This window comes from Geothrix sp. (assembly GCF_049292215.1).
Lineage (GTDB): Bacteria > Acidobacteriota > Holophagae > Holophagales > Holophagaceae > Geothrix.
Window position 1 is genome coordinate 181467 of the sequence record NZ_JBATQW010000023.1, and the last position, 18193, is coordinate 199659.

At 68.1% G+C, this 18193-nt stretch carries 13 protein-coding genes; 7 read left to right on the plus strand and 6 right to left on the minus strand.

The window, feature by feature from the left end:
- Positions 1-21 precede the first annotated feature (21 nt).
- Positions 22-1224 (minus strand): MFS transporter, encoded by a 1203-nt coding sequence (locus tag WAS25_RS04510; protein ID WP_422310312.1) that lies wholly within the window; start codon positions 1222-1224, stop codon positions 22-24.
- Between the two features lie 44 nt (positions 1225-1268).
- Here WAS25_RS04510 and WAS25_RS04515 point away from each other — a divergent pair, with 44 nt between their 5' ends.
- Positions 1269-2792, plus strand: a complete 1524-nt coding sequence (locus WAS25_RS04515; RefSeq protein ID WP_422310313.1) for an acyl-CoA carboxylase subunit beta — start codon at positions 1269-1271, stop codon at positions 2790-2792.
- Positions 2793-2802: 10 nt separating this feature from the next.
- Here the strand turns inward: WAS25_RS04515 and WAS25_RS04520 are convergent, their stop codons facing one another.
- Positions 2803-3378: a hypothetical protein gene (locus tag WAS25_RS04520; RefSeq protein ID WP_422310314.1), complete on the minus strand. Its 576-nt coding sequence runs from the start codon at positions 3376-3378 to the stop codon at positions 2803-2805.
- A 141-nt stretch (positions 3379-3519) separates the two neighbouring features.
- Here WAS25_RS04520 and WAS25_RS04525 point away from each other — a divergent pair, with 141 nt between their 5' ends.
- Both WAS25_RS04525 and WAS25_RS04530 read left to right on the plus strand, forming a co-directional pair.
- Positions 3520-4041, plus strand: a complete 522-nt coding sequence (locus WAS25_RS04525) for a DinB family protein (RefSeq protein ID WP_422310315.1) — start codon at positions 3520-3522, stop codon at positions 4039-4041.
- Positions 4042-4255: 214 nt separating this feature from the next.
- Positions 4256-4765, plus strand: a complete 510-nt coding sequence (locus WAS25_RS04530) for a lipocalin family protein (RefSeq protein WP_422310316.1) — start codon at positions 4256-4258, stop codon at positions 4763-4765.
- Here the strand turns inward: WAS25_RS04530 and WAS25_RS04535 are convergent, their stop codons facing one another.
- The gene (locus WAS25_RS04535) at positions 4766-6751 is read right to left on the minus strand and encodes a TonB-dependent receptor plug domain-containing protein (RefSeq protein WP_422310317.1); all 1986 of its coding nucleotides are present in this window, start codon (positions 6749-6751) and stop codon (positions 4766-4768) included.
- Positions 6752-6906: 155 nt separating this feature from the next.
- Here WAS25_RS04535 and WAS25_RS04540 point away from each other — a divergent pair, with 155 nt between their 5' ends.
- On the plus strand, positions 6907-9546 hold the full coding sequence (locus WAS25_RS04540; protein WP_422310318.1) for a zinc-dependent metalloprotease: 2640 nt from the start codon (positions 6907-6909) through the stop codon (positions 9544-9546).
- A gap of 58 nt (positions 9547-9604) precedes the next feature.
- Here the strand turns inward: WAS25_RS04540 and WAS25_RS04545 are convergent, their stop codons facing one another.
- Together WAS25_RS04545 and dtd are read right to left on the minus strand one after the other, a co-directional pair.
- Positions 9605-10135: a hypothetical protein gene (locus WAS25_RS04545; RefSeq protein ID WP_422310319.1), complete on the minus strand. Its 531-nt coding sequence runs from the start codon at positions 10133-10135 to the stop codon at positions 9605-9607.
- Positions 10136-10310: 175 nt separating this feature from the next.
- Positions 10311-10745, minus strand: a complete 435-nt coding sequence (gene dtd / locus WAS25_RS04550; RefSeq protein WP_422310320.1) for a D-aminoacyl-tRNA deacylase — start codon at positions 10743-10745, stop codon at positions 10311-10313.
- Positions 10746-10893: 148 nt separating this feature from the next.
- Between dtd and WAS25_RS04555 the strand changes: the two genes are divergently transcribed.
- From WAS25_RS04555 to WAS25_RS04565, 3 genes are all read left to right on the plus strand, one after another.
- Positions 10894-13221, plus strand: coding sequence for a PAS domain S-box protein (locus WAS25_RS04555; RefSeq protein WP_422310321.1), 2328 nt, complete (start codon positions 10894-10896; stop codon positions 13219-13221).
- A gap of 141 nt (positions 13222-13362) precedes the next feature.
- Positions 13363-16074 (plus strand): S9 family peptidase, encoded by a 2712-nt coding sequence (locus WAS25_RS04560; RefSeq protein WP_422310322.1) that lies wholly within the window; start codon positions 13363-13365, stop codon positions 16072-16074.
- A 146-nt stretch (positions 16075-16220) separates the two neighbouring features.
- A complete protein-coding gene (locus tag WAS25_RS04565; protein WP_422310323.1) occupies positions 16221-17957 on the plus strand; it encodes an AMP-binding protein in 1737 nt (578 codons plus the stop codon).
- 6 nt (positions 17958-17963) lie between these two features.
- On the opposite strand, the gene WAS25_RS04570 is transcribed toward WAS25_RS04565, so the two are convergent.
- Positions 17964-18193 (minus strand): hypothetical protein (locus tag WAS25_RS04570; RefSeq protein ID WP_422310324.1); only part of this gene is annotated, 230 nt, incomplete at its 5' end.

Below are 18193 nucleotides of genomic sequence, written 5' to 3' on the forward strand. Positions count from 1 at the left end.
CATTCCTCTCCTGCCGCGTGCTCATCCCTCCAGGATGCCAGAGGGGACCGGCCCGGTGGTCATGGCGGCGCTCTTCCGGACAATGCGGCGGGCCACGGGGATGGAGAGGGCCATCAGGCTCGCCCCGATGGCCCAGCCCCAGCGGAAGTTCAGGTGCTCCATGACCCAGCCCAGGCCCAGGGCTCCGAGGGCCGTGGCCGCGTCGAAAGCAAAGAAGAGGGCGCCCACCGCGGCCCCGGTGCGCTGAGGTGGCGTGGTGGCGAAGAGGTTCATGATCAGCAGGGTGTGGACCATGCCGTAGCCGGCGCCGTAGATGAGCCCGGAGAGCAGGTGCCGGGCCATGCCGCCCGGCAGGAAGGCCAGCAGGGCATAGCCGGTGGCGGCCAGGGCAATCATGTACGGCAACAGCGCCACGGGGCGCCGGCCCATGCCCGTCAGCCCCAGCAGGCCCCGGATGGCCATCATGCCCAGGGCGAAGCAGGTGAGGAAGGTCGAGGGCCAGGCCATCCCCAGCGCCTTCGCCTCTTGGGCGCTGTAAGGGGGCATGGGGCCGAAGCCCAGGCCCACCAGCATCATCACGGCCACCGTCCCCCACACGGCCCGGTCGGGCCACTGGAACAGGGCCGCGGGCTCAATCTCCCTCGGGGCCTCCCGGGGCAGGGCGCCGATGAGGCCGTGCAGCACCGCAAACACGCCCGCGAGCAGGATCAGCATCCAGGCGAAGCCCAGGTGGGGCATCAGCCACAGGCCCACCAGGGGACCCACGGCCACGCCGCCGGGTCCGGTCAGGCCGAAGAGCGACAAGCCCTGGGCCCGGTGTTCGAGGGGCAGGATGTGGCCCACCTTGGCGATGGATGCGGTGCGCAGCGCCGACCAGAGCACGCCGTGGAGGGGCGCGAGCAGGTAGAACACCCAGCGCACCTTGAGGAAGCCGTAGGTCACCAGGATCGCCACCAGCGCCAGGGACGCCACGCGCAGCACCCGCCGCTGCCCGAGCCGGTCGCCCAGGGGCCCCGTGAACAGGGAACCGAAGCCCGAGCCCAGCATGAAGGCCGTCTGGAAGCGCCCGCTCTCCGCCAGACTCGCGCCCAGATCGCGCAGGTGCAGGGGCACCACCGGGAAGAGCTGGTAGCCGGCCGCGAACACCAGGAAGTAGAAGGCGCACAGAAGGACGAAAGGCGCCGTCAGGAACCCGCCGTGCCTCGCTGTCTCCGCGTCCGCCATCGTTTCAGGATCGCATATGCTGAAGGATCCATCCCGAGGTTCCCATGCAATCGGAGCTGTTCCATTCGGAAGTTGACCGCATCAAGAAGGGCGGCGCGGCCAAGGCCCATGAGAAGAACGCCGAGGCCGGCAAGCTCTTCGCCCGGGAGCGCATCCGCCTGCTGGTGGACGTGGGCAGCTTCGTGGAGGACGGCCTCTTCGCCAATGCCATGCACAAGGACCTGCCTGCGGATGGCGTGATCACGGGCACGGCCACGGTAGACGGCCGCCCGGTGGCGCTCATGGCCAACGACAGCACCATCAAGGCGGGCAGCTGGGGCGCCCGCACGGTGGAGAAGATCATCCGCATCCAGGAAGTGGCGCTGCGCCTGAAGGTGCCAATGCTCTACCTGGTGGACAGCGCCGGGGCCCGCATCACGGATCAGCTGGACATGTTCCCGGGCCGCCGCCACGCCGGGACCATCTTCCACATGGAGGTGGCGCTGTCAGGCCTGGTGCCTCAGGTCTGCCTGCTCTTCGGGCCCTCGGCGGCGGGCGGCGCCTACATCCCCGCCTTCTGCGACGTGGTGGTCATGGTGGAAGGCAACGCCAGCATGTACCTGGGTTCGCCCCGCATGGCGGAGATGGTCATCGGGGAGAAGATCTCGCTGGAGGATCTCGGCGGTGCAAGGATGCACTGCTCCGTGAGCGGTTGTGGCGACTTCCTCTGCAAGACCGAGGTGGAGGCCATTGCGCTCTGCCGGCAGTACCTGGGCTATTTCCCCCAGCACTGCGAGGACGCGGTGCCCGTGGCCGAACCCAGGCCGGTTTCGCCCAAGGCGAAGGATCTGACGACCCTCGTCCCCACCGACATCATGGCCCCCTTCCAGATGAAGGACTTCATCGAGGGGCTGGTGGACGAGGGCAGCTTTCTGGAGGTGAAGAAACTCTTCGCCGGGGAGATCATCACGGGTCTGGCACGCATGAACGGCAAGCCCATGGGCATCCTGGCCAACCAGCCCCGCGTGAAGGGCGGTGTGCTCTTTGTGGACAGCGCCGATAAGGCCACGCGCTTCATGACCCTCTGCGATGCCTTCGGCATCCCGTTGGTCTTCCTCAGCGACGTGCCGGGCTTCATGATCGGCAGCGCTGTGGAGAAACAGGGCATCATCCGCCACGGGGCGAAGATGATCAGCGCCATGGCCGGCTGCAGCACGCCCCGCATTTGTGTGGTGGTCCGCAAGGCCTACGGCGCGGGCCTCTACGCCATGAGCGGGCCCGGCTTTGATCCGGACGCCACCCTGGCCCTGCCCACAGCCAGCATCGCGGTGATGGGTGCCGAGGCCGCAGTGAATGCGGTGTTCGCCAACAAGATCGCCGAGAAGCCCGAAGAGGAACGCGCCGCCTACGTGCAGCAGCTGCGCGACGAGTACAACGAGGACATCAACCTGAAGAAGCTGGGGGCGGAACTGCACGTGGATGCCATCGTGGATCCCTCGGATCTGCGCGGCGAGCTCATCACGCGGCTCTCCCGTGTCCGCCGCCGGGAGGTCTGGCCCACCAAGCGAAGGGCCGTGACGCCCGTCTGAGGCTGCAACCTCAGACCTGCCTGGCCTCCTTGTCCAAGGCCGCATCCCGGCGGGAGGCCTCTGCGCATTCCGGGCAGATGCCGTGGCTGAGGAGGGTACCGCGGTTCTTGGTGAGGTAGTCCTCGATCAGTCCCCAGTAACCCTTGTCGTCGCGGACCCGCTTGCACCACGCACAGACCGGCAGCAGGCATTCGAGGGTCCGGACCTCCACCAGGGCTTGCTGCAGGGCCTCCGTGGCCTCCCTCTGGGCGTCCAGCGACCGGTGAGCCCGGTCCACCAGGCCGACAAGGAAGCCGTAGACGATCAAGTCATTGGTGATGGTCCAGGCCCGGTAGCCGATGTGGTCGTAGACAGGGCTTGTGGCGTAGTTGGCGATGCCCCAGGCCGCGGAAGCCGAGATGGCCGCGACGGTGCCCCATCGCACACCTCCGACCCAGGTGGCCCAGCCCACCGGAAAGAAGTAGAGCGTCGCGATGCTCAGTTGGTCTGGCGTCTTGCACTCGACCACGCAGATGCCCGCGATGATGCCCAGGCAGGCCAGGAGGGCGGGGTACTTGGGGAGGCTCGGGAAGGTGGACGCGGACATGGGTGCGCCATTCTACGGCAAGGTGGCTAGTCCCGGCCGGGGGGCCAGCTGCCTGGGGCCTGCGGTTAAGCACGCCACCGCCTAGTGATGCACCCCGGTCGCATTGCGCTATGCTTCCGGGCAGCTTTCCCGGAGGCAGGCATGTTCCGTCGCGTGGATGACTTCAAGACCATCTGGCAGCAGGAGGCGGAGAAGACCCTGGCGGTCTTCGGGGCCATCCCTGATGCCGCGGCCCACCAGGCGGTGGACCCCCAGCACCGGGACTTGCGGCGCCTCGCCTGGCACCTGGTGGAGACCATCCTGGAACTGCCGCAGAACCTGGGACTCAAGGTGAAGGGCCCCGTGGGGCTTGGTCCCGACGGCTTCATCGCCACCCCGCCGCCCCCCACCATGGCCGAGATCGCGGCCACCTACCGCGCCGTGAGCGACTCGCTGCTGGACCACATGGGCAGCTGGAGCAACACGGAGTTGGGCCGCAACTTCAGCCTCTACGGCGAGACCTGGACCGGCGCCTTCGCGCTGTACGTCCTGGTCAGCCACCAGACCCACCACCGCGGCCAGATGACCGTCCTCCTGCGCCAGGCGGGCCTGCACGTGCCCAGCACCTACGGCCCCACCAAGGAAGGCTGGGCGGAGTTCGGGCTGGAGGCGCCCCGGGTCTGAGCGCCCTCGGCCCGCAGGCGGAAGGCCCCCTCCCGGGGAATCGGCAGAGGACACCATGCCCGGCTGTTCCGGTGCAGGGTGAAACCTGGATGGCTCCCGGTGCGCCTGCAGACCCACCTGCCGTCGACCTTTCGTGGCATCCTGCCCGAAGCCAGCCGTGGAAGTGTTGCCAGGGGCTCAACCCAGGACTCCACCCACCCCTCAGGGAGCCTCCATGAATCGCATCATCTACATGCCGGCCTTGATTGTTGTCCTGGCACTCACGGGATGCACCCGCCTTCCGGAAGGCATCACGCCCGTGCGGAATTTCGACCTGCAGCGCTACCTGGGCGAGTGGCACGAGGTGGCCCGGCTGGACCATCGCTTCGAGCGGGGGCTGACCAAGGTCACGGCCACTTACAGCCTCAACGCGGATGGCAGCGTCAAGGTGCTGAACCGCGGCTGGAACGCCGCCAAGGGCCAGTGGTCCCAGGCTGAAGGCCGGGCCGTCCTCATCGGCTCCAGTCAGGAGGGTCGCCTGAAAGTCTCCTTCTTCGGACCTTTCTACGGGGCCTACACCATCATCGCTCTGGAGCCCGAGCGTTACTCGATGATCTGCGGCCCCGACCGCTCCTACTTCTGGATCCTCTCCCGTGAACCCAAGCTCGATCCCGCCACGCTGAAGGGGCTGCTGGCGCAGGCGAAGGCGCAGGGCTTCGCCACGGAGCAGCTGATCTATCCCTGACTAGAACCGGAACCGCGCCTCCGCGGAGTAGCTGGGGCCCGCGGCGGGGTAGCCGTCGATGATCGAGGCATCGTTCTGCCCTTCCCGTGACCGGGCCGCCCAGGCGGCGGCATCGGTGGTGGGCTGGAGCAGGTGTTCGCCACGCAGGACAAAAGTCCAATGCCGGCCCGCCTTCAGGGTGGTGGACATACCGACATCCCGGTAGACCACCTGGGTGGCGCGGACGGTGGGCGGCAGGCCATTGGTGCGGGTGCCGCCGCCCTCGCTGTCCCCGGCGGCGGCGTACTGGTGGCCCTGCAGCGTGTAATGGACCTCGGCCTGCACGCGGCTCCAGCCCATGAAGCCCTTCAGGCCGTGGGAGGAGAAGGGGCGCCGCTGGGAGGCCAGGGTGCGGAGGGCCTGACTTTCCGGGGCGTTGAGGTCGCGGGCCTCCTGGGCCCGGATGAAGCCTTCGAGGCCCACCTTCTGCGCCGCGCGCCAGCCGAAGGCGGCCTCGGTGCCCCGCACCCGCACCCGGTCCTGATTCACGTAACCCTGGCCGTTGAAGGCGAGCAGGTCCCGGCCCGTCTGCTGCTGGCTCTCGAGCCGGCCATACCAGTTGCCCTGGCCCCAGCCGAGCCCGAGCTGGACGAAGGTGGACTGCTCCATGCGCAGCGGCGCGGCGGTGGGCACTAGGCTGTTGCGCAGTTGCTGGAGGACCGTGGGGGCCGTCCGCCCTCCGCCCAGGGCGGAGTAGAGCCGCAGGCCGTAGGGCAGCTCCTGGTTGACGCCCAGTCGCAGCGTGTGGCCCGAGGCGTCGAGCACCTCCGTGTCGGTGCCGCCGATCAGGAGGGACTGCCGATCCCGGGTGCCCCGCACCGTTCCCAGCAGGCGCAAGCCCGGCCTGGGCTCGAAGCGCCACTCGACGCCGAGCCCCAGCTGGCGGCCCTTGGCGGAGCCCAGCACCAGCGGGTTCTCGTCCCCTTCCTGGCGGACCTCCAGGCCCTCAAGCTGCAGGCTGAGGTCCGAGCGGGCCCCGGTGGCCCAGTAAAGGGCCGACAGGAAGCGGGTCTCTCGGCCTTGGAAGGGGCTGGGTTGGGAGGTGCCCTGGGGGGCCTGCTCGTGTCGGAACCGGGCGAGGCCGAGCGTCGTCTCCAACTTGAGTCCCGGCGCCAGGTCCCATTCCACGCGGAGCTGGCCGGTGTCGCTGCGCTGCCGGCTCTCGCGGGCGGCATCGTAGACGCGGGTGGTCTCGGTGACCTGCTGGTAGGGCTCGGGCACGCCGAAGAAGGTGCCCCGCCAGGCCAGGGTCCAGCGGGCAGAGCCCCAGGTCTGGCCCAGCCCCAGGAAGTTGGTGACCATGCGGAAGGGGCGGTCGGTCTCGGTGGTCTGCTTCTCCTGGGCGCTGAGGTTGCCTCCGCTCAAGTAGCCGCCCTCCCATGCAAAGCCAGGCGTGGCGGTGCTCTGGCCCTGGCCGCTGCTGCCGCCGAGACCACCGAGATCACCGGAGAGGCCAGGCTTCTCAGGTCGGCCCGTGAACAGGGCAATGGTGCCGCCCCGCCCCCCGGAGCCCGGCGAGCCCGTGATCACCTCGATGCGTGTGACGCCGAGCAGGGGCACTTCGTTGAGGTTCTGGCCCAGCCGACCCGGATCCATTCGCGGTACGCCGTCCACCAGCACCACCGTGTCCTGGGGGCGGCCGCCTCCCAGGTAGCTGCGTGAGGGCAGGCCCGGGCCGCCCTGGTTCTGCACCTGGGAGGGCAACTCGCGCAGGAGGAACTCTCCCAGGGTGCGGGCGCCGGAGCGCTGGATGTCGTCCTCGTCGAAGACGCGTAACTGCCCCGGCGTCCGGCTCAGGGCCACTGGCCGTGACTCCGCCGCCCAGGACTCCGGGGGCTTCTTGCCTTCCGGGTCAGCCGGAGGAGCCTGGTCCTGGGCGGCGAGGCACAGAGAGAGGACCGACCCCAGCAGGCGTGCGCCGGTCTTCGCCGTGTTCATGACAGTCATGGGATCTCCGGGACTCAGGGTTGTCCCCCATTGAAGCAGGGCCCGGGAATCCCGGGATAGCGGATGGGACCCCTAGGGCCCGCCGAATTTTGCCTAAACCCAGGGCGGTTGGCATCGTAAGGTGATGTGCACACCCACCCGTGAGGAGGATCCGTATGCCTTGTCGTTCGCGCCTGACCGCGCTCCTGTCCCTGCTCTGTCTGAGTCTGGCGGCCCAGACGACACCCAGTGGAGGGAAGGCGCCCGCTGCTCCCGCCGCGGCCACGCCGCCGGCCCCGCCGGCGCCGGGAGCCCTGAAGCCTTTCGCCGAGGTCATCAAGGACGCCAAGGAACAGAAGGGCCTCTTCACCCTCTGGACCAAGGAGGAGAAGGTCTGGATCGAGGTGAAACCCGACCAACTGGACGCCCCCTTCTTCTTCGCCATCAGCAGCACCCGGGGCACCGGTGAGCGGGGCCTCTATGGCGGCATGATGGACGACAGCTTCCTCGCCAGCTTCCGCCGGGTGGGGAACACGCTGCAGATGCTGGCCAAGAACACCACCTTCATGGCCCCTGCCGGCTCGCCGGCGGCCCGGGCCGTGGCCGAGGGCTTCACGGACAGCCTGCTCGCCAGCGCCCCCGTGCTCAGCCAGCCCCACCCGGAGCGGAAGTCCATCCTGGTGGAGGCCAATGCCCTGCTACTGAGGGACATCCCCATGGGGGCCACGCGGCTGGAGGCCACCTATCGCCAGCCCTACGGCTTCGACCCCTCCAACAGCTTCTTCGAGAAGGTCCGCAGCACCGAGGACCAGGCCGCCTTCCGCGTGCAGGCCCACTACGCCCTGCAGCGCATCATGCTGCCGCCTCTGATGATGCCGGGCGCCCCGCCCATGCCCTCGGTGCCGCCCCCGGGCACCCTGGAGGACATGCGCAGCCTCTTCCTGGGCTGGCACTTCTCCTTCGCCAAGCTGCCCGAGCAGCCCATGGCGCCTCGGTTGGCGGATGACCGGGTAGGCTACTTCACCTCCACCCGCTGGGACTTCGGCGACGACACCCGCGTCGATCCCCGCGTCCACCACATCAACCGCTGGCGGCTGGAGAAGAAGGACCCCGCAGCGGCCCTGTCCGAGCCCAAGCAGCCCATCGTATTCTGGCTGGACCGCAATATCCCGGAGAAGTACCGACCGGCCATCACCGAAGGCGTGCTCATCTGGAACAAGGCCTTCGAGAAGCAGGGCTTCAAGGATGCCGTGCAGGTGAAGGTGCAGCCCGACGATGCCGAGTGGGACACCCACGATGTCCGCCATGCCTCCCTGCGCTGGCTCACGGGCACCGACATCGGCTTCGCCATCGGGCCCAGCCAGGTGGATCCCCGCACCGGCGAGATCCTGGACGCGGACATCGGCATCGGTGAAGTCTGGGCCCGGGGTAGCCGCACGGAAGCCCGGGAGACCCTTCCGCCCAAGGCCCAGGAGGCCTTTGCCTTCCGGCACGACCACGACCTCTGCGCCTACGCGGCGGAGGCCCACCAGGAGATGGGCTTCGCCCTGGACCTGCTGGAGTCCCGCGGTGAGATTGCCCCCGGCAGCCCCGAGGAGGATGCCTACGTGGCGGCGGTGCTCAAGGACGTCATCACCCACGAGGTGGGCCACACCCTGGGCCTGCGCCACAACTTCCGGGCCTCGACCATCCACTCCCTGGAACAGATCTCGAATGCCGAGTTCACCAAGACCAACGGCCTGACCGGCTCCGTCATGGACTACAACGCCTTGAACCTCGCCCTCAAGGGCCAGTCCCAGGGCGAGTACGTGATGAGCACGCTCGGCCCCTATGACCACTGGGCCATCGAATACGGCTACAAGCCCCTGGCTTCCGCGGACGAGAAGGCCGGTCTGGCCAAGATCGCCGCGCGCAGCTCCGAGCCCCAGCTGGCCTACGGCACGGATGAGGAGGCCCTCGGGTTCGGCGGTCTGGAAGGCATGGATCCTGAAGTGAACCGCCGTGACCTCGGCTCCGATCCGCTGGCCTTCTACCAGAAGCGCCTGGCGCTCTCGAAGGAGCTGTGGGAGCGCCTGCAGGTCAAGACCATCCCCGCGGGTGAAGGCTACCAGTCCCTGCGCCGGGGCCTGCTCCGCGCGCTGGGCCAGGTGGGCCTCTCGGCCAACCTGAGCGCCAAGTACATCGGCGGCGTGGTCCACCTGCGTGACCACGCGGGCACCAGCCGGGCCCCCCTCACGCCGGTTCCCGCGGCCAAGCAGCGTCAGGCCCTGAAGCTGCTGGAGACCGGGATCTTTTCGGTGGAGGCCTTCAAGTTCAAGCCCGAGTTCCTGTCCCGGCTCACCACCGACCGGTTCAATGGTCCGCTGAATGCCGATCCCTCCCCCGCCCAGTGGGTGCTCCGCACCCAGACCCAGGTGCTGGCCCAGGTCTTCCAGCCGGTGGTGGCCCAGCGGATCCTCGACACGCCGGACAAGCTGACCAACCCCAAGGAGGCCTTCCGGCTCTCTGAGCTCTACGACACGCTGCAGACCGCCATCTGGAGCGAGCTGAAGAGCGGGCGCGAGGTGTCCGTCATGCGCCGCAACCTCCAGCGGGAGCACCTCCGCCAGCTGAGTGGCCAGGTCATCCGGGCCAATCCGCTCACGCCTGCGGACTCGCGGGCCCTGGCCCGAGAGGCCCTGCGCTCCCTGCAGGCCCAGCTCAAGGCCGCCCCGGCCAAGCCCGGCTTCAGCAAGGAGACCAAGGCCCACTTCGCCGACTGCCTCGCCGTCGTCGATGAAAGCCTGAAGGCCAGCCTGCAGCGCATGTCGCTCTGATCAGCCGCGAACGACCGACGCCCCGGTGGAAATCCCGCCGGGGCGTCGGCCTATCGCCTCAGAACCGGAACACCACCGCGCCCTGCAGGAGCGTGCTGTCGTACGTACGGTTGAGGCTGCTCACCAGCACCCGGGCCTCGGCGCCTAGGTTGCGCGTGAACTGCCAGCCGGCCCCGGCGGTGATGCCGAGCTTCGTGGTGTGCGATCGGACAGAGCCCAGTGCCGACTCCTGTTCGGTGAACCACCGCACCGCGCCCAGTCCGCCCACCAGGTAGGGACCCTGATCCCGGTCCTCCACGTGGTACAGATGATCGAAGGCGAGGGTGTAGTTGCTCACCTGGGTCTTCACGCCGTCCACCGCGGGGCCCTGGCCCCACACGTTCCAGTCAAAGCGGGTGCGGCTGGTGTGGTGCAGCCCCCGGCGGTGCAGCCCGTGGATGCCCAGCCCGAAGCCCTGCTTGCCATCCAGGGCGGTCTTCAGGTCCTGGGTGGGCTGGTTCAGCGTCACCTGGGCCTGCACATCGAAGTTGCCTGCGGCCAGGGGCAGGCCGAGGGCAAGGGCGCAGAGCGCCGTGGGTCGAACACGCATGTTGCCTCCAGAAGGGAAAAGGTCTGACGGGTGGGATATGCCAGGGCTGTGCCAGGGGTTTAGCCCCTTTGAATTTCAAGGCATCTCGCGGGTCCCGTGCTCGCCGCGTTGCACCCGCGCGCGGACCCGCGCCACGCGGCGTCGATCTGCAACGCGCTCCGGATTTCCTGCGCCCTCAGCGCTCCAGGATGAAGGTCACGGGCCCGTCGTTCACCAGCTCGACCTCCATGTGCTCCTGGAAGAAACCGGACTTCACACGGGGGTATTGGGCCTTGAGCAGGTCCAGGAACTTCCGGAAGAGCACCCGTGCGGCCTCGGGATTCATGGCCTGATCGAAGGAAGGTCGGCGACCCCGGGCGATGCTGCCGGCCAGGGTGAACTGGCTGACGGCCAGGATCTCCCCGCCCACGTCCTGCAGGCCGAGGTTCATCTTGCCCTCCGCGTCCTCGAAAATCCGGAGGGTGGCGAGCTTGGCGGCGGCCCAGGCACAGGTCTCCTCGGTGTCCCCGGTCTCCAGGCCCACCAGCACCAGCAGGCCGGGGCCGATGGCGGCCTCCAACTCTCCGCTCCGCACGGAAGCCCGCTGCACGCGCTGGATGACAGCCTTCATGGGCGTTCTCCTCACCCTGACTCTGCCACGGCTGCCCCTGGTGGTCACGGGGCGGTCTCGGAGCGGCTGAGGGTCGGGTCAATTACTTGTTACCTCTGTATGGACGCTTTATCAGGAGAGAATCCGGGCCTGCCGATGAAGAGGCACCATGCGGGATCCCCACGCGATCGACCTGCGTTCCGTTTACGATGCGAGCCTCCACTTCATGGGAGTGCTTTCGCCGGAAGGCATCCTTCTGGATGCGAACAGGACGGCATTGCGGGCCGCGGGCCTTTCTCTGGCCGAGGTCCAGGGGCGTCCCTTCTGGGAGACTCCCTGGTGGACGCACGACATGGGCGAGCAGGCCCGACTCAGGGACGGCATCCGGCGGGCCGCCCGGGGTGAGTGCTTCGAGATGGAGACCACCCATCCCGCCGCAGATGGTCGGATGCTGGTGGTGAGCTTCAGCATCCGCCCCCTCCTGGATGCCCAGGGTCAGGTGGTGGCCCTCCTGCCCGAAGGCCGGGACATCTCCGACCTGGCCCGGGAGCGGGAGCAACTGCGCCTGTCCGAGATGCGGTTCCGGTCCCTCGTCGAGCATGCACCTGAGGCCATCGTGATCCTGGATGCCAACACCGGCCACTTCGTGGAGGCGAATGCCCAGGCCGAGGTGCTGTTCAAGGCGGAGCGGTCTCGGCTGATGGCGCTGGGCCCTTCCGAACTGAGCCCGGAGTTCCAGCCCGATGGCCGGGCCAGCGCCGAGGCGGCTCACGCCCACATCTGCCGGGCCCTGGTGGAGGGGACGGCGGAATTCGAGTGGACCCACCGGTCCCTGGATGGTGGGCTCGTCCCCTGTGAGGTCCGCCTGCTGAAGCTGCCGGGATCCGCCGGGGATCTGGTCCGGGGCAGCATGGTGGACCTGAGGCCTCGGCTGGCCAAGGAGCGCCATCTCCTGGAGAGCGAGAACAAGTTCCGCCTGCTCTTCGAGCGCAGCGTGGAAGGCCTCCTCCTGCTGGACGGGGATCGCTTCACGGACTGCAACCAGGCTGTCCTGAACATGATGGGCTGCACCGAACCGGAGTTTCTCCGGCTCCATCCGTGGGAGCTTTCACCGCAGGTCCAACCAGACGGCCGCACCAGCGAGGAGAAAGCCCTGGACATGATCGCCACCGCCTATGCCATGGGTGTGCACCGCTTCGAGTGGATGCATCGGCGCATGTCCGGCGAGGATTTTCCCGTCGAGGTGACGCTCATCCCCATTCCCCTGGGGGGGAAGGAGATCCTGTTCACCTCCTGGCGGGACATCACCGACCGCAAGAGGGCCGAGCAGGATCGGCTTCAGCTGGAGCGCCAGATGCTCCATGCGCAGAAACTGGAGAGCCTCGGTGTCCTGGCCGGTGGCATCGCCCACGACTTCAACAACCTGCTGACTGCCATCCTCGCCAACCTCAACCTGGCGGAAGCCGGGGTTCCCGAGGACAGTCCCGTGGCCGCGCGGTTGCGGGCCACCGAGGGGGCGGCCCTCAAGGCCGCCGAGCTGACGCGCCAACTGCTCGCCTACTCAGGCAAGGGCCGGTTCGTGGTGAGGCCCCACGACCTGAACCTGGTCGTGCGGGAAGTGGCTGACCTCGTGAAGGTCTCCATCGCGAAGAAGGTGAGCCTGCATTTCTCGCTGCAGGAGGATTTGCCCCTTGTGGAAGCGGACGAGGCCCAGCTTCAGCAGGTCATCCTCAACCTCGTCACCAACGCCAGCGATGCCATCGGGGATCGAGAAGGGGAGATCCGGGTCAGCACCTGTGCCCGGGTCCTGGACGAGACCTTCATTTCCGGCACCTTCCCCGGGCAGGGCCTGGCACCGGGACTCTATGCAGTCCTGGAGGTGGGGGACACCGGCGTCGGCATGACTCCCGAGGTGCTGTCGCGGATCTTCGATCCCTTCTACACCACGAAACCTGCGGGACACGGCCTGGGGCTTTCGGCCATCCAGGGCATCATCCGCGGGCACCGGGCCGGATTGAAGGTGTATTCCGAACCCGGCCGCGGGACCAGCTTCCAGGTCTACCTGCCTGCGACCTCCACCACCCTGCCGCAGGCCGTCCAGGTCCACTCAGATCCCTCCGACGTCGTCTTGGGCGGCCGGGTGCTTCTGGTCGATGACGAGGACTCCATCCTGGAGGTCACGGCCAAAACCCTGGAGCGGCTCGGGTTCGACGTCGAAACGGCCGCGGATGGCCGGGAGGCGATCGAGCTGTTCTCCCAGCGCCCGGAGGCCTTCCGGCTGGCCCTGGTGGACCTGACCATGCCCAGGATGGACGGCCGGGAATGCTTCAAGGCCCTCCGCGCCATCCGACCCGATCTGCCCGTGGTGCTGTGCAGTGGCTTCAGCGAGCAGGAATCGGTCAAGGCCTTCCTTGGCGAGGGGTTGGCCGGGTTCATCCAGAAACCCTACTCGATGGGCATTCTGCGGCAGGCCCTGATCGAGGCCCTGCGCCCCTGATCCGCCCCGCCCCATGACCGCTGGCCCCGCCCAGGCGGCCGCTGGGCCGGCGGTCCGTCTCGCCAGGCCCTTCTCCTCAACGGTAGATGCAAATCGGCGTAACCTCTTCCTCTCGCCCCATCTTTCTCAAGGAGTCCCCCCATGAATCGTCCTTCGTCCTTGTCCCGCCTGCTCTGGCCGGGCCTCTTGCTCGCCTTGGCGCTGCCACTGGCCGCTGAGGGCGCCAAAGCTGTCGCCGCCGAAGCCAAGCAGGCCCAGCTCCCACCCCTCATCGACCGGGACAAGTTCTTCGGCAACCCGGAGATCGCCGGCGCCCAGCTCTCCCCCGACGGCAAGTGGATCGCCTTCCTCAAGCCCTACAAGGAGACGCGCAATGTCTGGGTGAAGAAGGTGGGCGAGCCCTACAGCAAGGGCCGGCTCATCACCGCGGACCCCAAGCGCCCCATCCCGGGCTTCTTCTGGAGCCGGGACGGCAGGCAGATCCTCTTCGTGCAGGACAAGGACGGCGACGAGAACTACAACGTCTACGCCGTGGATCCCGCAGCGGCCCCGGCCCCCGGCAAGGATGCCCCCGAGGCCCGCAACCTGACCGCCGCCAAGGGCGCCCGGGCGCAGATCCTCTCCGTGCCCAAGGCCGATCCCGACACGATCTACGTGGGCCTCAACGACCGGGACGCCGCCTGGCACGACGTCTACAAGGTGAAGATCTCCACGGGCGAGCGCACCCTCATCCGCAAGAACACCGAGCGCATCGCCGGCTGGGTCTTCGACAAGAAGGCCAACCTGCGCCTCGCCGTGCGCACCACGGAGAAGGGCGACACCGAGATCCTTCGCGTGGATCCCACCCGCTTCGTCAAGGTCTATGAGTGCTCCGTGTTCGAGTCCGCCGGTCCCGTGGCCTTCCACAAGGACGGCAAGCGCGTTTACATGGAGACCAACAAGGGCAAGCGGAATTTCGCCGAGTTGGTGCTCTTCGATCCCGCCACGGGCCATGAGGAGAAGCTCGAGTCCGATCCCAAGGGGCGCGTGGACTTCGGTAGCGCCATCTTCTCCGACCTCACAGATGAGCTGCTGGCCACGACCTACGAGGATGAGCGCACCCGGATCTACTGGAAGAACAAGGCCTGGGAGGCCGACTATAAGCTCCTCCAGAAGAAGCTGCCGGGCCGCGAGATCGGCCTTGGCTCCATGACCGCCGATGAGAAGCTGGTCATGATCGCCGCCTACAGCGACCGTGATCCCGGCGGCCGCTACCTCTTCAACCGCCGGACCAAGAAGCTGAGCCTGGAGTACATCTCCCGGGAGGACCTGCCGCGTGAGCACATGGCCGCCATGCAGCCCATCCGCTACAAGTCCAGCGATGGCCTGGAGATCCCGGCCTACCTCACCCTGCCCAAGGGCGTGCCCGCCAAGGACCTTCCGCTGGTCGTGGTGCCGCATGGCGGCCCCTGGGCCCGGGACAGCTGGGGCTTCAACAACATGGCCCAGTTCCTGGCCAACCGCGGCTACGCCGTTCTGCAGCCCAACTTCCGCGCCTCCACAGGCTACGGCAAGACGTTCCTCAATGCCGGCAACAACCAGTGGGGCGACCTCATGCAGGACGACATCACCTGGGGCGTCAAGCACCTGGTGGCCAACGGCACCGTCGATCCCAAGCGCGTGGGCATCATGGGCGGCTCCTACGGTGGCTATGCCGCCCTGGCGGGCGTGGCCTTCACCCCCGACCTCTACGCCGCGGCGGTACCCATCGTGGGGCCTTCGAACCTCCTCACCCTGCTGGAGACCATCCCCCCCTACTGGGAATCCTTCCGCATCATCTTCCACACCCGCATGGGCAACCCCAGCACGCCCGAGGGCAAGAAGCAGCTGGAGCGCCAGTCCCCGCTGAACTCCGCCGCCAAGATCAAGACGCCCCTCCTCGTGGTGCAGGGCGCCAATGATCCCCGGGTGAAGAAGGCCGAGAGCGACCAGATCGTCATCGCCCTGCGCGACCGTGGCTTCCCCGTGGAATACCTCTGCGCGCCCGACGAGGGCCATGGCTTCGCGCGGCCCGTCAACAGCCAGGCCATGTTCGCCGCCGCCGAGAAGTTCCTGGCCAAGTACCTGCACGCCCGTTACCAGGAGGGTGGCAAGCCCGACGTCATGCAGCGCCTCCCCGAGATCACGGTGGATCCCAAGACCGTGGTGCTGGCCAAGAAGGTGGACGTTACGGCGGCCGCGCCCAAGCCGGTGGCCGAGTTCACAGCCGGTTCGACCACCTGGGCCGGCGCGCTGGCCATGGGCGGACAGAGCATCCCCGTCACCATGACCAACACCATCCGGGCCGAGGCCGGGACGTGGATCGTGGAGGGCACGGCCAAGATCGGGCCCACGGAACTCAGCGATGCCTGCACCTACGCCAAGGGGAGCCTGGTCTCCCTGAAGCGGGCCGTGAAGCAGGGACCCGTCACCATCGACCTCGCCTTCGAGGGCGGCAAGGCAGCCGGCTCCATGGCCATGGGTGGCGCGGCGAAGCCTGTCGCGGCGGACCTTGGCGGCGACCTCTTTGCCGATGGCGCCGGGGCTTTCGAATCCATCGCCTGCCTCCCGCTGGCGGAGGGGTTCAGCACGACCTATCGCAACTTCGATGTCCAGAAGCAGAAGGTCGCCCTCAAGCAGGCCAAAGTGGTCGGTTCGCAGGAAGTGAAGGTGGCCGCCGGCACTTTCCAGACCTGGAAGGTCGAGACCGGCAGCGCCGAGGGGGATCCCGGCGGAGCCACGGCCTGGATCGACAAGGCCTCCCGCAAGCTCGTGAAGGTCGTCGCCATCCTGCCCAACGCGGGTGGTGCGACCATGACCACCGAGCTGCAATAGCCACGGGCTGAGTCTGCGGAACGGCCGGGCTTGCCCGGCCGTTTTCCTGCCCGGACGGGCTAAGATCGAGGGGTGTCCCGGCAGGTGGGGACTTGGGTCGGCCGAGGGATCGGCTGGTGTCGAAATCCGTGGATGAAGGCGGTTGAGTGGACAGCGAGCGCGTGTGGTGGGCTGGGTACCCGGCGGGTGTAGGTCGCGAGGCCCAGCCCTTTCCCTTCGACAACCTGGGTCAGCTGGTGCGGCGGGCGGCGGAACGCTATGGGGACCGGAAGGCCGAAACCCTCGTCCTGCCCAACGGTATGGAGGCCTCGCTCAGCTTCAGGGAGATCGACCACCTCTCCGATGCCTTTGCAGCCTACCTGCAGCACGGCCTCCGGCTCGAAGCGGGGGCCCGCGTGGCCATCCTGCTGCCGAACTGCCTGGCCTATCCCATCTGCGCCTTCGGCGCCCTGAAGGCCGGCTGCGTCGTTGTCAACACCAACCCCCTCTACACGCCCCGGGAGCTGGAGCTCCAGTTGCAGGACAGCGGGGCCGAGGTGCTGGTGGTCCTCGACCACTTCGGCGACAAGGTGACGGCTGTCGTTCCCAGGACTGCCGTGAAGACCATCGTGGTCACGGGCATCGCGGACTTCTTCCCGCTGCTCTCGCGGACCCTCATCAAGGCCAAGCTGAAGCTCTCGGGGGCGGTGCCGGCCCTGGGCCTGCCATTCACGCGCCTGCCCCATGCCCTGCACCAGGGCACCCTGTACCGGGCCAAGGAGCACCTCGTCCCCGAATCGGCCCCGCGCCCAGCCCCCACCCGGGAGAGTCTCGCGCTGCTCCAGTACACGGGCGGTACCACCGGCACCAGCAAGGGCGCCATGCTGACCCACGGCAACCTGCTGGCCAACCTGGAGCAGATCGCCGAGATCACGAAGATCTACCTGACCTACGGCGAGGAGACCGTGCTCACGGTGCTGCCGATGTACCACGTGATCGCGTTCACCATCAACCTGTTCTTCGCCTTCCACTCCGGCAGCCACAGCATCCTGGTGCCCAATCCGCGGCCCCTCAAGAACCTGAGGGCGGCCTTCAAGAACCACGAGCTGACCTGGATGACGGCCGTGAACACGCTGCTCAAGGCGCTCCCCGACGAGGACTGGTTCAAGCCCGAGATGACCCGGAAGATGCTGGGCGCCTTCGCCGGCGGCATGCGCACCCACCCCGCGGTGCTGCAGCGCTGGGAGGACGTCACGGGCTGCCTGGTGATCGAAGGCTTCGGCCTCAGCGAGACGAGTCCCCTGGTCACTTACAACGCCGCTGTCCGGGATGGGGGCCGCCTCCGCCGCACCATGCGGCAAGTGGGTGGCGTCGGCCTGCCGCTGCCGGGGACCGACGTGCGCATCGTGGACGACGCTGGCAGGGACCTCCAGCCCGGCGAGCACGGCGAGATCCTGGTGCGTGGCCCGCAGGTGATGCAGGGCTACTGGAACCAGCCCGGGGAGACGGCCCGCGCGCTCCAGGACGGCTGGCTGCGCACGGGCGACATCGGGTGCCTGGACGCCGAGGGCTACCTCGACATCACGGACCGCAAGAAGGACATGATCATCGTCAGCGGCTTCAACGTCTTCCCCAACGAGGTGGAGGCCTGCATCGCCCTGCATCCGGACGTGGCGGACGTGGCCGTGGTGGGCATCCCCAGCGAGGACACCGGCGAGGCCGTGCGGGCCTTCGTGGTGTCCCGGAAGGAGCTCTCCGTCGAGGAGATCCGCGCCCACTGCCGCAGCCTGTTGGCGAACTACAAGGTGCCGACCAGCTTCCGCTTCCTGGCGGAGATCCCCAAGAACGCCGTGGGCAAGGCCCTCCGGCGGGAGCTGCGCCTGCCCGCCGCCAGCGAGGGCTGAGAGCCTTCAGCTCCTGCGCAGCCGCCGCAGCAGCTTGTCCGCCAGCTCCCGGGCTTCGGGATGCCCCAGGCCCGCCGCCGCGAGGCCATAGGCCGCGGCACAGAGCGCCACCAGGGGCAGAAGGCGGAGCCCGAGGGCCATGCGCGTGAAGGCGTGGGGCGCGTCCAGGGCCAGGAACCGGGCCCCGACCCAGGCCAGCAGGCCCATGAGGACACAGGCCGCGAGGGCCTTCGTCG

What these genes read in the sequence shown, in the direction of transcription:
- WAS25_RS04540 (WP_422310318.1), top strand. Translation starts at nt 6,907, where the DNA reads ATGCCTTGTCGTTCGCGCCTGACCGCGCTCCTGTCCCTGCTCTGTCTG.
- dtd (WP_422310320.1), bottom strand. Translation starts at nt 10,745, where the DNA reads ATGAAGGCTGTCATCCAGCGCGTGCAGCGGGCTTCCGTGCGGAGCGGA.
- WAS25_RS04530 (WP_422310316.1), top strand. Translation starts at nt 4,256, where the DNA reads ATGAATCGCATCATCTACATGCCGGCCTTGATTGTTGTCCTGGCACTC.
- WAS25_RS04545 (WP_422310319.1), bottom strand. Translation starts at nt 10,135, where the DNA reads ATGCGTGTTCGACCCACGGCGCTCTGCGCCCTTGCCCTCGGCCTGCCC.
- WAS25_RS04555 (WP_422310321.1), top strand. Translation starts at nt 10,894, where the DNA reads ATGCGGGATCCCCACGCGATCGACCTGCGTTCCGTTTACGATGCGAGC.
- WAS25_RS04520 (WP_422310314.1), bottom strand. Translation starts at nt 3,378, where the DNA reads ATGTCCGCGTCCACCTTCCCGAGCCTCCCCAAGTACCCCGCCCTCCTG.
- WAS25_RS04525 (WP_422310315.1), top strand. Translation starts at nt 3,520, where the DNA reads ATGTTCCGTCGCGTGGATGACTTCAAGACCATCTGGCAGCAGGAGGCG.
- WAS25_RS04510 (WP_422310312.1), bottom strand. Translation starts at nt 1,224, where the DNA reads ATGGCGGACGCGGAGACAGCGAGGCACGGCGGGTTCCTGACGGCGCCT.
- WAS25_RS04515 (WP_422310313.1), top strand. Translation starts at nt 1,269, where the DNA reads ATGCAATCGGAGCTGTTCCATTCGGAAGTTGACCGCATCAAGAAGGGC.
- WAS25_RS04535 (WP_422310317.1), bottom strand. Translation starts at nt 6,751, where the DNA reads ATGACTGTCATGAACACGGCGAAGACCGGCGCACGCCTGCTGGGGTCG.
- WAS25_RS04560 (WP_422310322.1), top strand. Translation starts at nt 13,363, where the DNA reads ATGAATCGTCCTTCGTCCTTGTCCCGCCTGCTCTGGCCGGGCCTCTTG.